12 protein-coding genes are annotated in these 15,649 nt (G+C 62.8%); 1 reads left to right on the forward strand and 11 read right to left on the reverse strand.

Translation table 11 applies throughout. The features are described from left to right. Positions 1 to 59: 59 nt before the first annotated feature. Together argJ and secA are read right to left on the reverse strand one after the other, a co-directional pair. Complete coding sequence (argJ, locus tag ACF8R3_RS20965) at positions 60 to 1,277, reverse strand: bifunctional glutamate N-acetyltransferase/amino-acid acetyltransferase ArgJ (RefSeq protein WP_196135094.1); 1,218 nt, start codon at positions 1,275 to 1,277, stop codon at positions 60 to 62. 210 nt (positions 1,278 to 1,487) lie between these two features. Continuing rightward, complete coding sequence (secA, locus tag ACF8R3_RS20970; protein WP_058637157.1) at positions 1,488 to 4,223, reverse strand: preprotein translocase subunit SecA; 2,736 nt, start codon at positions 4,221 to 4,223, stop codon at positions 1,488 to 1,490. Positions 4,224 to 4,575: 352 nt separating this feature from the next. Here secA and ACF8R3_RS20975 point away from each other — a divergent pair, with 352 nt between their 5' ends. Continuing rightward, positions 4,576 to 5,031, forward strand: coding sequence for a DUF721 domain-containing protein (locus ACF8R3_RS20975; RefSeq protein WP_058637158.1), 456 nt, complete (start codon positions 4,576 to 4,578; stop codon positions 5,029 to 5,031). A 172-nt stretch (positions 5,032 to 5,203) separates the two neighbouring features. On the opposite strand, the gene lpxC is transcribed toward ACF8R3_RS20975, so the two are convergent. From lpxC to murD, 9 genes are all read right to left on the reverse strand, one after another. Next, on the reverse strand, positions 5,204 to 6,115 hold the full coding sequence (gene lpxC, locus ACF8R3_RS20980; RefSeq protein WP_023534425.1) for a UDP-3-O-acyl-N-acetylglucosamine deacetylase: 912 nt from the start codon (positions 6,113 to 6,115) through the stop codon (positions 5,204 to 5,206). 112 nt (positions 6,116 to 6,227) lie between these two features. Continuing rightward, positions 6,228 to 7,424 carry a cell division protein FtsZ gene (ftsZ, locus tag ACF8R3_RS20985; protein WP_058606149.1) on the reverse strand — a complete coding sequence of 399 codons (1,197 nt, stop codon included), beginning with the start codon at positions 7,422 to 7,424 and terminating at the stop codon, positions 6,228 to 6,230. A gap of 55 nt (positions 7,425 to 7,479) precedes the next feature. Then, complete coding sequence (gene ftsA / locus ACF8R3_RS20990) at positions 7,480 to 8,739, reverse strand: cell division protein FtsA (RefSeq protein WP_145256115.1); 1,260 nt, start codon at positions 8,737 to 8,739, stop codon at positions 7,480 to 7,482. A 14-nt stretch (positions 8,740 to 8,753) separates the two neighbouring features. Next, positions 8,754 to 9,623 carry a cell division protein FtsQ/DivIB gene (locus ACF8R3_RS20995; protein ID WP_058606148.1) on the reverse strand — a complete coding sequence of 290 codons (870 nt, stop codon included), beginning with the start codon at positions 9,621 to 9,623 and terminating at the stop codon, positions 8,754 to 8,756. 5 nt (positions 9,624 to 9,628) lie between these two features. Next, positions 9,629 to 10,585: a D-alanine--D-alanine ligase gene (locus ACF8R3_RS21000; protein ID WP_058606147.1), complete on the reverse strand. Its 957-nt coding sequence runs from the start codon at positions 10,583 to 10,585 to the stop codon at positions 9,629 to 9,631. Further along, positions 10,582 to 12,009: a UDP-N-acetylmuramate--L-alanine ligase gene (gene murC, locus ACF8R3_RS21005; RefSeq protein ID WP_178091270.1), complete on the reverse strand. Its 1,428-nt coding sequence runs from the start codon at positions 12,007 to 12,009 to the stop codon at positions 10,582 to 10,584. Before murC ends, ACF8R3_RS21000 begins: the two co-directional genes overlap by 4 nt. 13 nt (positions 12,010 to 12,022) lie before the next feature. Continuing rightward, positions 12,023 to 13,102 carry an undecaprenyldiphospho-muramoylpentapeptide beta-N-acetylglucosaminyltransferase gene (murG, locus tag ACF8R3_RS21010; protein ID WP_058637159.1) on the reverse strand — a complete coding sequence of 360 codons (1,080 nt, stop codon included), beginning with the start codon at positions 13,100 to 13,102 and terminating at the stop codon, positions 12,023 to 12,025. Beyond that, on the reverse strand, positions 13,092 to 14,306 hold the full coding sequence (ftsW, locus tag ACF8R3_RS21015; protein ID WP_058637160.1) for a putative lipid II flippase FtsW: 1,215 nt from the start codon (positions 14,304 to 14,306) through the stop codon (positions 13,092 to 13,094). Before ftsW ends, murG begins: the two co-directional genes overlap by 11 nt. Continuing rightward, on the reverse strand, positions 14,303 to 15,649 hold the full coding sequence (gene murD / locus ACF8R3_RS21020) for a UDP-N-acetylmuramoyl-L-alanine--D-glutamate ligase (protein WP_058637231.1): 1,347 nt from the start codon (positions 15,647 to 15,649) through the stop codon (positions 14,303 to 14,305). The genes ftsW and murD overlap by 4 nt, the downstream gene beginning before the upstream one ends.

A 15,649-nucleotide genomic window follows, 5' to 3' on the forward strand; every position in this document is an offset into this window, starting at 1 on the left:
GCTCATGGTTCTGCTCCCTTGGCATTGAAACATCGGGACCGCGAACGGCCCCGGCGGCATCAGGTGCGGTACTCGGCGTTGATCTTCACGTATTCGTGAGAAAGGTCGGTGGTCCAGATGGTTTCACTGCACTGACCACGGCCAAGGTCGATACGGATGGTGATTTCTTCCTGGGCCATCACCCGGGCGCCCTGGTCTTCGGTGTAGCTTGGGCTACGGCCGCCCTGGCTGGCAATGCACACCTCATCCAGGTACACATCGATCAGGCTCACATCCAGCGCGGGCACGCCGGCACGCCCAACCGCTGCAAGGATGCGGCCCCAGTTCGGATCGGAGGCGAACAGTGCGGTCTTGATCAGCGGCGAGTGCGCCACCGCGTAGCCGACGTCCAGGCATTCCTGATGATTGCCACCGCCGTTGACCTGCACGGTCACGAACTTGGTCGCCCCTTCACCGTCACGGACAATGGCCTGGGCCACCTCCATGCAAACCTCGAAAACTGCCTTTTTCAAGGCATCGAACAGGGCTCCGCTGGCCTGGGTGACTTCCGGCAGGTCGGCCTGACCGGTGGCGATGAGCATGCAGCAGTCGTTGGTTGAGGTATCGCCGTCGATGGTGATGCGGTTGAACGATTTGTTGGCCCCGTCCAGCATCAAGTCCTTGAGTACCCCTGGCGCGACCTTGGCGTCGGTGGCGATGTAGCCCAGCATGGTTGCCATGTTCGGGCGGATCATGCCCGCACCCTTGCTGATACCGGTTACGGTCACGGTCACGCCGTCGTGCTGAAACTGACGGCTCGCGCCCTTGGGCAAGGTATCGGTGGTCATGATGCCTGTGGCCGCTTCAGCCCAGTTGTTTTCCGACAGGTTGTCCAGGGCAGCTTGCAAGGCGCCTTCGATCTTCTCGACCGGCAGGGGCTCACCAATCACGCCGGTGGAGAACGGCAAAACCGATTCGGCGGGCACACCGGCAAGCTCGGCGAGTTTAGCGCAGGTCCGCTGCGCAGCTTCCAGGCCGGGGGCACCCGTACCGGCATTGGCATTGCCAGTGTTGGTCAACAGGTAGCGCACGGTGCCCTGTACCCGCTGCTTGGCCAGGATCACGGGGGCGGCGCAGAAGGCGTTGAGGGTGAACACACCGGCCACACTCGAACCCTCGGCGCAGCGCATGACCACCACATCCTTGCGCCCCGGGCGCTTGATGCCGGCAGAGGCGATGCCGAGTTCGAAACCCGGGACAGGGTGCAGCGTAGGCAAAGGACCAAGACCAACAGCCATTGGAGCGCTCCTAGAAAATACGTTTGGTGAAAAAAAAGGGCCGCTGTGCGGCCCATCTCTGGCAAGCCCGGCCGAACCAGGCACACCGTATGGCTTGAATCGGCGCAACCCAGTCCGGCAGTGGCGTGCCGGCGATGAGCTGCGCAGTAGCCCCTTGGCATTGAGCGGCCCACAAGACGCCGTGCGCCTTGTGACGGCCCGGCGGTCAGATCACTCGATCTGGCCGTGGCAGTGCTTGAACTTCTTGCCCGAACCACACCAGCACGGCTCGTTGCGACCCAGTTTCTGCTCATTGCGCACAGGCTCGGCGGCTACGGCTACCTCAGCACCCTCCTCGGCCAACTGCTCGCTTTCAAGACCAGGTGCTGGCGCGTGCTCGAACTGCATGCGGCTGGCCAGCTCTTCGGCGTCGCGGCGCAGACGTGCTTCTTCCTCGGCAGGATCCTCACGGCGAACCTGAACGTGCGAGAGCACACGGATGGCGTCGCGCTTGATCGACTCGAGCAGCTCCTGGAACAGGGTGAACGACTCGCGCTTGTACTCCTGCTTCGGGTTCTTCTGGGCGTAGCCGCGCAGGTGGATACCATGACGCAGGTGGTCCATGGTCGACAGGTGGTCCTTCCACAGGTCGTCCAGCACGCGCAGCAGGATCTGCTTCTCGAAGGTGCGCAGTGCTTCTATCCCGGCCTGGTCCTCTTTCTCGGTGTAGGCCGTGGTGATTTCGTGCAGCAGTTTCTCGCGCAGGGTTTCTTCGTAGAGGTGGTCGTCTTCGTCGAGCCACTGCTGGATCGGCAACTTCATGGCAAAGTCACTGGACAGCGAGGCTTCCAGGCCGGCCACGTCCCACTGCTCAGGCAGCGACTGCGGCGGGATGTGCTGGCTGATGGTGGCATCGAGCACTTCCTTGCGGAATTCGGCAATGGTGTCGCCGACGTTCTCTGCGGCCAGCAGGCTGTTGCGCATGTGGTAGATGACCTTGCGCTGCTCGTTGGCCACGTCGTCGTATTCGAGCAACTGCTTGCGGATATCGAAGTTGCGGCCTTCGACCTTGCGCTGGGCCTTCTCGATGGCGTTGGTGACCATGCGGTGTTCGATGGCTTCGCCCGACTGCATGCCCAGCGCCTTCATGAAGTTCTTCACCCGATCAGAGGCGAAGATGCGCATCAGGCTGTCTTCGAGCGAGAGGTAGAAGCGGCTGGAACCCGGGTCACCCTGGCGACCGGAACGACCGCGCAGCTGGTTGTCGATACGACGCGATTCGTGACGCTCGGAGGCGATGACGTGCAGGCCACCGGACTCGATCACCTGCTGGTGACGCTTCTGCCAGTCGGCCTTGATGTGCGCGATCTGCTCGTCCGTAGGGTTTTCCAGTGCGGCCACTTCAGCTTCCCAGTTACCGCCCAACAGGATGTCGGTACCACGACCGGCCATGTTGGTGGCAATGGTCAGCGCGCCTGGCGCGCCGGCCTGGGCGATGATCTCGGCTTCCTTCTCGTGGTACTTGGCGTTCAGTACCTTGTGTTCGATGCCTTCCTTGTGCAGCAGGTTGGACATGTGCTCGGAGGTTTCGATGGTCGCCGTACCCACCAGCACCGGCCGACCCTGCTTCAGGGTTTCCTTGATGTCGGCGATGATCGCGGCGTACTTCTCTTCGGCTGTCAGGTACACCAGGTCGTTGTGGTCCTTGCGCGCCAGGGGCTTGTTCGGCGGAATGACCATCACGTTCAGGGCGTAGATCTGGGCGAACTCGAAGGCCTCGGTATCGGCGGTGCCGGTCATGCCCGACAGTTTCGAGTACAGACGGAAGTAGTTCTGGAACGTGGTGGAAGCCAGGGTCTGGCTCTCGGCCTGGATGTTGAGATTTTCCTTGGCCTCGATGGCCTGGTGCAGGCCTTCGGACAGACGGCGACCCGGCATGGTACGCCCAGTGTGCTCGTCGATCAGCAGCACCTGGCCATCCTGCACGATGTATTCGACGTTGCGGTGGAACAGCTTGTGTGCGCGCAGACCGGCATAGACGTGCGTCAGCAGGCCCAGGTTGTGCGCCGAGTACAGGCTCTCGCCCTCGGCCAGCAGACCGACCTGGGTGAGCATTTCCTCGATGAACTGGTGACCGGCTTCGTTGAGTTCGACCTGGCGGGTCTTCTCGTCGATGGTGAAGTGGCCTTCCTGGGTGACCTGGCCTTCGACTTCCTCGATGTGCTGGGTCAGGCGTGGGATCAGGCGGTTGATCTCGATGTACAGCTTGGAGCTGTCCTCGGCCTGGCCGGAAATGATCAGCGGCGTACGGGCTTCGTCGATGAGGATCGAGTCCACTTCGTCGATCACGGCGAAGTTCAGTTCACGCTGGAACTTCTCGTCCTGGCTGAACGCCATGTTGTCGCGCAGGTAGTCGAAGCCGAATTCGTTGTTGGTACCGTACGTGATGTCGGCAGCGTAGGCTGCGCGCTTTTCTTCGGGCGGCTGGAACGCTGAGACGATACCGACCGACAGGCCGAGGAACTCGTACAGCGGGCGCATCCAGTTGGCGTCACGACGAGCAAGGTAGTCGTTGACGGTGACCACGTGCACGCCCTTGCCGGACAATGCATTGAGGTAGACGGCCAAGGTACCGACCAGGGTCTTGCCCTCACCGGTGCGCATCTCCGCGATCATGCCCTCGTGCAGGGTCATGCCGCCAATGAGCTGAACGTCGAAATGACGCATGCCCATCACGCGCTTGCCGGCCTCACGGGCGACGGCGAAGGCTTCGGGCAGGAGTTGGTCCAGTGTTTCGCCTTTGGCCAAACGCTCCTTGAACTCGGCAGTCTTGCCACGCAGCTGCTCGTCGGAGAGGGCCACCATCTTCTCTTCGAAGGCATTGACGATACTCACCGTCTTGAGCATGCGTTTGACTTCACGCTCGTTCTTGCTTCCAAAAAGTTTCTTTAACAAAGGCGCAAACATATTGGCAGGATCTTCCACACGTAGGGATGGAGGGCGGCCCCATGAGTCGCCCGTGCAGCCCTAAGGCCGCATGCGAACGAGCATTCTACCCGGAAACGATGGTGATGAAAGTGGTGGATTCCACGATGCTGGCACAGCGCTTTTACAGGGGCGTGTCTTAGATAGGGGCATTTCCCCTGAGTTCAAGACCTGGAAAGATGAAAGCGTTCAACACTCGCCTGTGCCGGGTACCTTGCAGGGCCTGGCGCCTGTACGTCGAGCCCTGCGCTTGGCCAGTGGGCTCAACCGCCAGGTAATCGGGACTGACGCTGAAGTGTTAGACTGCCCAACTTGTAACCTCATGCGTACACCCATGGCCTACAAACCCTCCCCCGCCCAGCCGCCATCGGCGCTACTGCGCCAGGTTCGCCCGCTGCGCCTGCTGCTCAACCAGGCCGAGCGCCTGGAGCACCTGCAACGCCTGGTCGAAGGCCAGCTGCAACCGGCTGCACGCGAGCACTGCCACGTGGCGTCATGGCGCGACGGTACCCTGCTGCTTGTGGTCACCGACGGGCACTGGGCCACGCGCCTGCGTTACCAGCAAAAGCGCCTGATGGCGGCATTGCAGGCAACCGATGCGTTTGGCAACCTCAGGCGTATTCTTTTCAAGGTGCAGCCACCCCTGGTGCCTGCCAAGCGCGGCGGGCATGCGGCCGAGTTGTCCAACAGCGCAGCCCAGAGCCTGCTGCAGACGGCCGAAGGCATCACTGACGCGAAACTGCGGGCTGCACTGGAGCGCCTGGCGGCGCATGCGCAGGCCAAGGACTGAGCGCCAGTTCTGGCGTGCGGAGCAGGCCAGACGATGCCCAAGACAGCAGGCAGAAGGACTGCGAAGCTTGGTCAGGCGCACTGCCAACTAACGTCCTGGCAATTGCTGCACGAAGCCGCCCATAAAAAAGGCCACCTGAAGGTGGCCTCAATGAACTAGAGAGTGTTCGAGCTTACACAGCCGCGACAGGACGCATATACGAGATCGGCGCCGTGCTGGCATCTTCGAAAGTGACCACTTCCCAGGCATCGGTTTCGGCAATCAGCTTGCGCAACAGCTGGTTGTTCAGCGCGTGGCCGGACTTGAAGCCCTTGAACTCGCCAATCAGGCTGTTGCCCAGCAGGTACAGGTCGCCAATGGCATCGAGAATCTTGTGTTTGACGAACTCGTCTTCGTAGCGAAGACCGTCTTCGTTCAACACGCCTTCCTCGTCGACCACGATGGCGTTTTCCACACTGCCGCCCAGCGCAAGGTTGTGCTTGCGCAGGTATTCGATGTCACGCATGAAGCCAAAGGTGCGGGCGCGGCTGACTTCCTTCACGAACGAGGTGCTGGAGAAGTCGACGCTTGCGCTCTGGGTCCGGTTGCGAAGCACCGGGTGATCGAAGTCGATCTCGAAGCTCACCTTGAACCCTTCGAAAGGCAGGAAGGTGGCGCGCTTGTCACCCTCTTGCACTGTCACCTCACGCAGGATGCGGATGAACTTCTTGGCTGCGTCCTGTTCTTCCAGGCCGGCAGACTGAATCAGGAATACGAAAGGTCCGGCGCTGCCATCCATGATCGGTACTTCCGAGGCGGAGAGCTCGACGTAGGCGTTATCGATGCCCAGGCCCGCCATGGCGGAGAGCAGATGCTCGACCGTATCGACCTTGACGTCACCGTTGACCAGCGTCGTGGACATGGTTGTCTCGCCGACATTGGCCGCACGCGCCGGGATCTCGACCACAGGGTCAAGGTCGGCGCGGCGGAAGACGATGCCGGTGTCAACAGGCGCAGGCTTGAGGGTCAGGTAGACCTTCTCCCCAGAGTGCAGGCCGACACCTGTGGCACGGATGGTATTCTTCAGGGTGCGTTGTTTAATCATGGCATTGGCCGCTTCAGCGCAAATTGCGAACAGTTATCAACAAAGGCTGGCGATAATACCAGACCCAACCTTTGATGAATACCAATCACCTTCATAGCCCTGATAAATTTCATTAATCAGCCTGACGACGCAGGAAGGCCGGAATATCGAGATAATCCAGGTCATCCTGAGGGTTCAGCTTGGCCGCAGCTGCCGCACCCGCGTGCGCTTGATTGCGCATGACGGTTGGGCGCTCCAGATCACGGTAGTTGACCGCTGGCTGCTCCTGACGCGCAGGGGCAGGGTTGGATGCCTCGTAGACCTGCTGGGCAGTCTGCAGGGTGTTATCCACCACCTTGACCGGCTTCTCGATGCGCGCACCCAGACCGGTGGCCACGACGGTGACATGCAGCTCGTCGCGCATGTCCGGGTCGATCACGGTACCGACCTTGACCATGGCATGGTCGGAGGCGAACGCCTCGATGATGCTACCCACGTCGGAGTACTCACCCAGGGACAGGTCCGGACCTGCGGTGATGTTGACCAGGATGCCACGGGCGCCCTGCAGGTTGACGTCTTCGAGCAGCGGGTTGCGGATCGCCGCCTCGGTCGCCTCGCGAGCGCGGTTCGGGCCGCTGGCGCAGCCAGTACCCATCATGGCCATGCCCATTTCACCCATCACGGTACGCACGTCGGCAAAGTCGACGTTGATCATGCCCGGGCGCTTGATGATGTCGGAGATACCGCGAACGGCTCCGGCCAATACGTCATCGGCCTTGGCGAACGCGGACAGCAGGCTTGCGTCCTTGCCCAGGATGGTCAGCAGCTTCTCGTTGGGGATGGTGATCAGCGAGTCGACGCTTTCGGCCAGCATGCGGATGCCTTCATCGGCGATCTGCATGCGCTTGCGACCTTCGAACGGGAAGGGACGGGTCACCACTGCAACGGTGAGGATGCCCATTTCCTTGGCCACTTCGGCGATGATCGGCGCTGCACCGGTACCGGTACCGCCGCCCATGCCTGTGGTGATGAACACCATGTTGGTGCCTTGCAGCACTTCGGCGATGCGCTCACGGTCTTCCAGCGCGGCCTGACGACCGACTTCCGGATTGGCGCCAGCACCCAGGCCCTTGGTCACGCCAGTGCCCAGTTGCAGGATGGTGCGCGCACCAATGTTCTTGAGCGCCTGGGCATCGGTGTTGGCGCAGATGAACTCCACGCCCTCGATGCTGCTCTTGACCATGTGATTGACGGCGTTACCACCACCACCACCGACGCCGATCACCTTGATGACCGGGCTTTGCGGGACGTTGTCTACGAGCTCGAACATTTTCCCTCTCCTTACAGTTCTCTAGTTGTCGCGCCTACCACTACTGCTTTGAAACTTAGAAGTTGCCTTGTACCCACCGCTTGAAGCGCTCAAGCACTGGGGCCTTCGGTTCATCGCCATAGCTGTTGTTGCTGCTGCTGTTGCCGGTCAAGGGCAGGTCTTCGGTCTGCTTGTGCAGCCCGTAGGTAAGCAAGCCCACACCGGTGGAATAAATCGGGTTGCGTACCACGTCGCTCAGGCCGCGCACGCTGTGCGGCACGCCCAGGCGTACCGGCATGTGGAAAATTTCCTCGGCCAGCTCGACCGCGCCTTCCATCTTGGCGGTGCCGCCGGTCAGGACGATGCCAGCAGGCACCAGGTCCTCGTAACCGCTGCGACGAAGTTCAGCCTGGATCAGGGTGAAGAGTTCGTCGTAACGCGGCTCGACCACTTCGGCCAACGCCTGACGCGACAGTTCGCGCGGAGGACGGTCGCCAACGCTTGGCACCTTGATGGTTTCACCCGCACCTGCCAGCTTGGCCAGGGCGCAGGCGTACCGAATCTTGATTTCCTCGGCATACTGTGTGGGCGTACGCAGGGCCATGGCAATGTCATTGGTCACCTGGTCCCCGGCGATCGGGATGACCGCGGTGTGGCGAATCGCGCCTTCGGTGAAGATCGCGATGTCGGTGGTGCCGCCGCCGATGTCGACCAGGCACACGCCCAGCTCTTTTTCGTCGTCGGTCAGTACCGAATAGGCCGATGCCAGTTGCTCGAGAATGATGTCGTCGATTTCAAGGCCGCAGCGGCGTACGCACTTCTCGATGTTCTGCGCGGCATTGACGGCGCAGGTCACCACGTGAACCTTGGCTTCAAGGCGCACGCCCGACATGCCGAGCGGTTCGCGCACCCCTTCCTGGTTATCGATCACATAGTCCTGGGGCAGCGTGTGCAGCACCCGCTGGTCCGCCGGAATGGCCACCGCCTGGGCCGCATCGAGCACACGCTCAAGGTCGGCCAGGCTGACTTCGCGATCGCGAATGGCGACGATGCCATGGGAGTTCAGGCTGCGAATGTGATTACCAGCGACACCCACGAAGGCCGAGTGGATGCGGCAACCCGCCATCAGCTGTGCTTCTTCGACGGCGCGCTGGATCGATTGCACGGTGGACTCGATGTTCACCACCACGCCTTTTTTCAGGCCGCGGGACGGGTGAGTGCCGATCCCGACGATTTCCAGCATGCCGTCTTCGCCCACCTCACCTACCAAGGCCACTACCTTGGAGGTACCGATGTCCAGCCCGACGATCATTTTGCCGCTATGCGCGTTTGCCATGGTCCTGCCTCTCTCTAATTCTTCGCAACGGCGGGTTGGGCCGTCGTCGGTGCAATCGGTTCCCGCCAGCCAACGGCAAGCCCGTTGGCATATCGCAGATCGATGCGGGCGATATTGGCGATCTGCTCTTTAAGCGTCTTGTCGTAAATGGCAATGAAACGGCGCATCTTCTCGACCAGATGGTCGCGCCCCAGCAGCAGCTCGATACCGGGCGCTGCGCTGCTCGCGCCGGTGGTGAGGAACCAGCTGCCTCGTTCGCGCAGCTCCAGGCGCGCGATGGAGAAGCCTAAGGGGCGCAGCATCTGGCTCAATATCTGATACTGCTGCATGACCTGCTGCTGAGCTCGCTGGGGGCCAGCCAATTGTGGCAGGTGCTCGTAGTTGGCCAGTTCGCGCGGCGTGAAGGCCTGGCCCTGGTTGTTGAGCAAGGCGGCATCACCCCAGCGCGCCACCGGCAGTTGCTCCTCGAGGCGAATCACCACTTCATCCGGCCATACCCGGCGCACTTCTGCATGGGCGATCCAGGGCATCTGCTCGAGCTCCTTGCGCATCGCCGGCAGGTCGACGGTGAAGAAGCTTGCGGCCACATAGGGTGCGATGCGCTGCTGCACCGACTGCTGGCTGATGTAGGTCAGGTCGCCCTGCACGTCGATCTTGGTGATCGGCCGGTCGGCATACGGCATGAGCCGTATGGCACCCTCGTAGGCGCCGAAGCCTGCGGCTACCAGCAGCACCGGCCACAGCAGGCGCTTGAGGCCGCCCAGGCTTGGACGCGGCAGGCGCGCCGATACGGGCTCGTCGGCCACCAGCCGGCTGGCACCACGCGGCACCGGCTTGCTGCGGCCGGTAACGGGTTGCTGCTGACGTACCATTGCGCCCTGCATGATGATTAACCTCGCGTCGCCACGCTGTCGGCCAGGATGGCCAGCACCAATTGCTGGAAGTCCAAGCCGGCCGCGCGGGCCGCCATGGGCACCAGGCTATGATCAGTCATGCCTGGGGCGGTGTTTACTTCGAGCAGCCAGAACCGGCCCTGCTCGTCCTGCATCACGTCCAGCCGCCCCCAGCCTTCGATGCCAATGGCATCGCAAGCGCGGGCAGTCAGATCGATCAGTTCCTGCTCCTTGGCGCTATCGAGCCCACAGGGAATGCGGTACTGGGTATCGTTGGCGATGTATTTGGCGTCGTAGTCGTAGAACACGTGGGGCGTTCCCAGGGCAATCGGCGGCAGCACCTGCCCGCGCAACACCGCAATGGTGAACTCCGGGCCGTGAATCCACTGTTCCACGAGTACCTGAGAATCGTATTTGGCGGCCTCTTGCCAGGCGGCGACCAGTTCCTGCTCGCTGTTCACCTTGGCCATGCCGATGCTGGAGCCTTCATGGGCAGGTTTGACGATAAGCGGGAAGCCCAGTTCCGTACTGGCACGCAAACAATCGCTTTCGCTGGCCAACACGGCATGCCGCGGGGTAGGAATACCCAGGCTCTGCCACACCTGCTTGGTGCGCAGCTTGTCCATCGCCAAGGCAGAAGCCAGGATGCCGCTGCCGGTGTAAGGAATGCCCAGGCACTCGAGCAGCCCTTGCATGCTGCCGTCTTCACCGCCGCGGCCGTGCAGGATGATGAAGGCACGGTCGATTTTTTCGCTTTGCAGACGCGCAAGCAGGTCATCGCCCACGTCGATGGCGACGACGTCCACGCCGGCTTCGGTGAGCGCGCCAATCACGGCGGCGCCGGACTTGAGCGAGACTTCCCGCTCGGCGCTCTTGCCCCCATAGAGCACGGCGACGCGACCGAACGCCTTGACGTCCAGGGTGCTGGGCAATGTGTCGTAGGCGCTGGTCATTTCGACGTCTCCTGCACGGCGCCGGCAAACAGCGGGCTTTTCATCAATTGCGGAGCCAGGCCGCCGACATCGCCGGCACCTTGGCAGATCAGGATGTCGCCGGCACGCAGCAACGGCTGAACCAGCGGCGCCAGCTCGGCGCCGCGCTCGATGTAGATCGGGTCCAGCTTGCCGCGCTGGCGGATGCTGTGGCACAGCTGGCGGCTATCGGCCCCCGGGATCGGCTCTTCGCCGGCCGGGTAGACTTCCATCAGCAGCAGCACGTTGGCATCACCGAGCACCTGGACGAAGTCGTCGTACAGGTCGCGGGTGCGGCTGTAGCGGTGCGGCTGGTAGACGATCACCAGCCGGCGGCTTGGCCAGCCGCCACGCACGGCCTTGATCACCGCGGCCACTTCAGTGGGGTGATGACCGTAATCGTCCACCAGCATCACGCTGCCGCCCTCCACGGGCAGCTCACCGTACACCTGGAACCGACGGCCCACGCCCTGAAACCCGGAGAGCCCCTGGAGAATGGCCTGGTCGGGAATGCCTTCGTCGGTGGCGATGGCGATGGTCGCCAGTGCATTGAGCACATTGTGGTTGCCCGGCATGTTCACCGAAACCTCCAGCGGCTCACAGTCGCGGCGCAAGACGGTGAAATGCGTCTGCATGCCTTGCTGACGAACATTGATGGCGCGGATATCGGCTTCTTCGCTGAAGCCGTAGGTGACCGTCGGGCGCTTGACCTGAGGCAGAATCTCGCGCACCACCGGGTCATCCAGGCACATCACGGCCAGGCCATAGAACGGCAGGTTGTGCAGGAACTCGACGAAGGTCTTCTTCAGTTTGTTGAAGTCCCCTTCGTAGGTGGCCATGTGGTCGGCGTCGATGTTGGTGACCACGGCGACCATCGGCTGCAGGTGCAGGAAGCTGGCGTCGCTTTCATCGGCTTCGGCAATCAGGTAACGGCTGGTGCCTAGCTGGGCGTTGGTGCCCGCTGCAGTCAAGCGACCACCGATGACGAACGTGGGGTCCAGCCCACCGGCGGCGAATACCGAGGCCAGCAGGCTGGTGGTGGTGGTCTTGCCGTGGGTACCGGCCACGGCCACGCCATGGCGGTAGCGCATGAGTTCGGCCAGCATCTCTGCCCGTGGCACCACCGGAATGCGACGTTCCAGGGCAGTGGCCACTTCAGGGTTGGCCGGGTTGATGGCGCTGGACACCACCAGCACGTCAGCGGTCGCAGCGTTCTCTGCACGATGGCCAACGAAGATCTGCGCGCCGAACGACTCCAGGCGCTCGGTCACAGGCGAGACCTTGAGGTCCGAACCGGATACCTCGTAGCCCAGGTTCAGCAATACCTCGGCGATACCGCACATGCCGACACCGCCGATACCCACGAAATGGATACGACGAATACGGCCCATCTTGGGCTGGGGCATGGCTTTCTGGCTCTCAACCACGGGCCACCTCCAGGCAGATATCGACGACGGTGCTGGTTGCAGCAGGTTTGGCCAGGCGCCTTGCGGTACCGGCCATGACAGTCAGTTTCTCGGGTTGCATCAGCACCTCGTTCAGGCGTTCAGCGAGCTGCGCTGCGCCAGTTGTCGCTTGTGGCATCAGGAAGGCAGCGCCTTCGCGGGCCAGATAATGGGCGTTATGGGTCTGGTGGTCGTCGATCGCATGGGGCAAGGGCACCAGCATCGAGGGCAGGCCCGCTGCCGCCAGCTCGCTGACGGTCAGGGCCCCGGCACGGCACACCACCAGGTCGGCCCAGCCATAGGCTTGGGCCATGTCCTTGATGAAGGGCTCGACCTGCGCCTGGACACCGGCTTGGCGGTATCGCTCGGCGGTGATCGACGCATGTTGCTTGCCAGCCTGGTGGAACACCTGGGGCCGTACGGCTTCGGGCACTTCGGCCAGCGCTTTAGGCAACAATGTGTTCAAGGGTTCCGCGCCCAGGCTACCGCCGAGCACCAGCAGGTGCGGTTGGCGCTGGCCAAGCGCAGGACGCCCGGCATCCATGAACAGTTCTGCACGCACCGGATTGCCTGTGGTGCGGCGCTTTTCACTGGCCGGGAAGGTGTCGGGGAAGGCTTCACATACCCGTGCGGCCAGGGGTACCAGCAAGCGGTTGGCGGTGCCGGCGCGGGCATTTTGCTCATGAATGATCAGCGGTACCCCGCAAAGGCGCGCCGCCACGCCGCCCGGGCCTGTGACATACCCACCGAAGCCCAGCACGCAGGCAGGCTTGAGCGTGCGGATGATGCGCCGGGCCTGCAGCACGGCCTTGACCAGGGTCAAAGGGGCCTTGAGCAGCGAGAGCTTGCCCTTGCCACGCAGGCCGCTGACTTGAATCCGATGCAGGGTAAGGCCGGCCTGGGGCACCAGTTCATTTTCGATCCCTCGCGGGGTGCCCAGCCAGTGCACGGTGTAGCCACGCGCCTGGAACTCGCGCGCGCAAGCCAGCGCTGGGAACACGTGACCGCCGGTTCCGCCGGCCATGATCAATACGTTCTTGTGTTCAGCGGCCATGGGCAGGCTCCTCGGCAAAGTCGCTCTCGCTGAATTCATGTTCTTCGCTGCCCAGATGGGTACGGCTTTCCCATTCGATACGCAGCAGCAGCCCCACGCACGCGCAGCAGATGACCAGCGAGCTGCCGCCATAGCTGAGGAACGGCAGGGTCAGGCCCTTGGTCGGCAGCAGGCCGACGTTCACGCCAATGTTGATCAAGAACTGACCAATCCACAGGAAGGCCAGGCCAAAGGCCATGTACGCGGCGAAGAACTGTTTGGCTTTCTCGGCCCACAGCCCGATGTAAAGCGCGCGAATGGTGACGAAGACGAATAGTGCGATGGTGACCAGCGAGCCAACCACACCCAGCTCTTCGGCCAGCACCGAGAACACGAAGTCGGTGTGCGCTTCAGGCAGGTAGAACTGCTTCTGCACGCTGTTGCCCAGGCCCACGCCCAGCCACTCGCCCCGCCCGAATGCGATCAGGGCCTGGGTCAACTGGTAGCCGGAGCCAAACTGATCGGACCAGGGGTCGGTGAAGGTGATCAGTCGCGCCATTCGATAGGGCTGCGCCTGCACCAGCACAAACACCGCCACGACCGCCAGCACCACCATCAGGCTGAAGCGGAACAGCCCCACCCCACCCAGGAACAGCATGGCAGCCGCGGCCCCCATCATCACCACGGTGGCGCCAAAGTCAGGCTCCATCAGCAGCAAACCGGCCATGGGCAGCAACACGATGAACGGCTTGAAAAAGCCCATCCAGCTCTCACGTACCTCGGTCTGCCGGCGTACCAGGTAGCCGGCAAGGTAGATGACCACGAATACCTTGGCGATTTCCGAAGGCTGGACGTTGAAGAAGCTGAAGCCGATCCAGCGCATCGAACCGTTGACCTCGCGCCCGATGCCGGGCACCAGCACCATGACCAGCAGGCCAAAGGCACCGAGCAGCATCATGAACCCCATGCGCTGCCAGGTGGCGATCGGCACCATCATGGTCGCGCCACAGGCAACTAGCCCGAGGAAGACGTAAACCAGGTGCCGGTACATGTGGTAAAGCGGGTTGCCGGACTGGACGGCGGCCACCTCCGAGGAGGCAGAGGTGATCATTACCAGGCCCAGGCCCAGCAGCGCCAGGCAACCGGCCAGCAGAGGGAAGTCCAAGTCGATGCCACGGCCGCTGATCAGCGGCGACGGGTAAGGCTTGAGGATGCCGAAGATCATGCCAGTGCTCCCGCTGCCTGGGCAAACAGGCGCCCGCGTTCTTCGAAGTTCTTGAACATGTCGAGGCTGGCGCAGGCTGGCGACAGCAGCACGGCATCACCGGGCTGTGCCAATTCGGCGCAGCGCTGCACAGCGTCGTCCAGGGAGGCTACCCGCACCAGCGGCGCGGCATCGCCGAGGGCCTGGCCCAGGCGTTCAGCATCACGGCCGAGCAACACCACGGCGCGGCAATAGCGCCGGATCGGTTCGCGCAGCGCCGCAAAATCGGCGCCCTTGCCGTCGCCTCCGGCAATCAGCACCAGCTTGCCTTGCGTATCGGCACCCAGGCCTTCGATAGCTGCCAGTGCGGCGCCCACGTTGGTGGCCTTGGAGTCGTCGTACCAGTTCACCCCGTTGCGCTCACGTACCCACTGGCAGCGGTGAGCGAGCCCCTTGAATTCACGCAGCGCCTGCAGCATCGGCTCGAAGGGCAGCCCTGCAGCATGGCCCAGGGCCAGTGCGGCCAGCGCATTGCTTTGGTTATGAGCACCGCGCACCTTGAGTTCGCGCACCGGCATCAGAGCCTGGAACGCGAAGGCAAGGTATTTCTCGCCGTCCACCTCGCGCAGGCCGAAGGCTTTGAAGTCGGGCTCGCTCAGACCAAAGGTCCAGCAGGGGCGGCCTTCGACTGGCAGGGGACGGCTGAGCGCGTCCTGGCGATTGACCACCACCTGCCGGGCACCCCGGAAGATGCGGTGCTTGGCCAAGTGGTAGGCCGGCAGGCCACTGTAGCGGTCCATGTGGTCTTCGCTGATATTCAGCACCGTGGCAACTTCGGCATTGAGCTGGTCGGTGGTTTCCAGCTGGAAGCTGGACAGCTCCATCACGTACAGCTCGACGTCATCGGCCAACAGGTCGAGGGCCGGGGTGCCGAGGTTGCCGCCAACCGCTACGCGCTTGCCCGCCCTGGCGGCCATTTCGCCGACCAGGGTGGTGACGGTGCTTTTGGCATTCGATCCACTGATGGCGATGATCGGTGCCTTGGCGTTGCGCGCAAACAGCTCGATGTCGCCGGACAGCTTGACCCCGCGGGCAGCGGCTTGTTGCAGCGCCGGCGTAGCCAAGGCCAGGCCTGGGCTGACGTACAGCTCGCTGGCGCGGCACAGGAAGTCCACGTCAAGCTCGCCACAGCGTACTTCCACCTGCGGGTAATCTCGGCGCAGGGTTTCCAGTTCCGGCGGTTGCTCGCGGGTATCGGCGACCGCAAAGGCAATGCCCCGGCTCGCCAGGAAGCGAACCAGGGACATGCCGCTCTTGCCGAGGCCGACAACGATGCGGAATTGGTCGGAAGCGATCAGTGACAC

It is taken from the genome of Pseudomonas sp. FYR_7, assembly GCF_043106155.1.
GTDB lineage: Bacteria > Pseudomonadota > Gammaproteobacteria > Pseudomonadales > Pseudomonadaceae > Aquipseudomonas > Aquipseudomonas parafulva_B.

Coding starts and splice junctions, on each gene's coding strand:
- argJ (WP_196135094.1), bottom strand. CDS start 1,277: ATGGCTGTTGGTCTTGGTCCTTTGCCTACGCTGCACCCTGTCCCGGGT.
- secA (WP_058637157.1), bottom strand. CDS start 4,223: ATGTTTGCGCCTTTGTTAAAGAAACTTTTTGGAAGCAAGAACGAGCGT.
- ACF8R3_RS20975 (WP_058637158.1), top strand. CDS start 4,576: ATGGCCTACAAACCCTCCCCCGCCCAGCCGCCATCGGCGCTACTGCGC.
- lpxC (WP_023534425.1), bottom strand. CDS start 6,115: ATGATTAAACAACGCACCCTGAAGAATACCATCCGTGCCACAGGTGTC.
- ftsZ (WP_058606149.1), bottom strand. CDS start 7,424: ATGTTCGAGCTCGTAGACAACGTCCCGCAAAGCCCGGTCATCAAGGTG.
- ftsA (WP_145256115.1), bottom strand. CDS start 8,739: ATGGCAAACGCGCATAGCGGCAAAATGATCGTCGGGCTGGACATCGGT.
- ACF8R3_RS20995 (WP_058606148.1), bottom strand. CDS start 9,623: ATGCAGGGCGCAATGGTACGTCAGCAGCAACCCGTTACCGGCCGCAGC.
- ACF8R3_RS21000 (WP_058606147.1), bottom strand. CDS start 10,585: ATGACCAGCGCCTACGACACATTGCCCAGCACCCTGGACGTCAAGGCG.
- murC (WP_178091270.1), bottom strand. CDS start 12,009: ATGCCCCAGCCCAAGATGGGCCGTATTCGTCGTATCCATTTCGTGGGT.
- murG (WP_058637159.1), bottom strand. CDS start 13,102: ATGGCCGCTGAACACAAGAACGTATTGATCATGGCCGGCGGAACCGGC.
- ftsW (WP_058637160.1), bottom strand. CDS start 14,306: ATGATCTTCGGCATCCTCAAGCCTTACCCGTCGCCGCTGATCAGCGGC.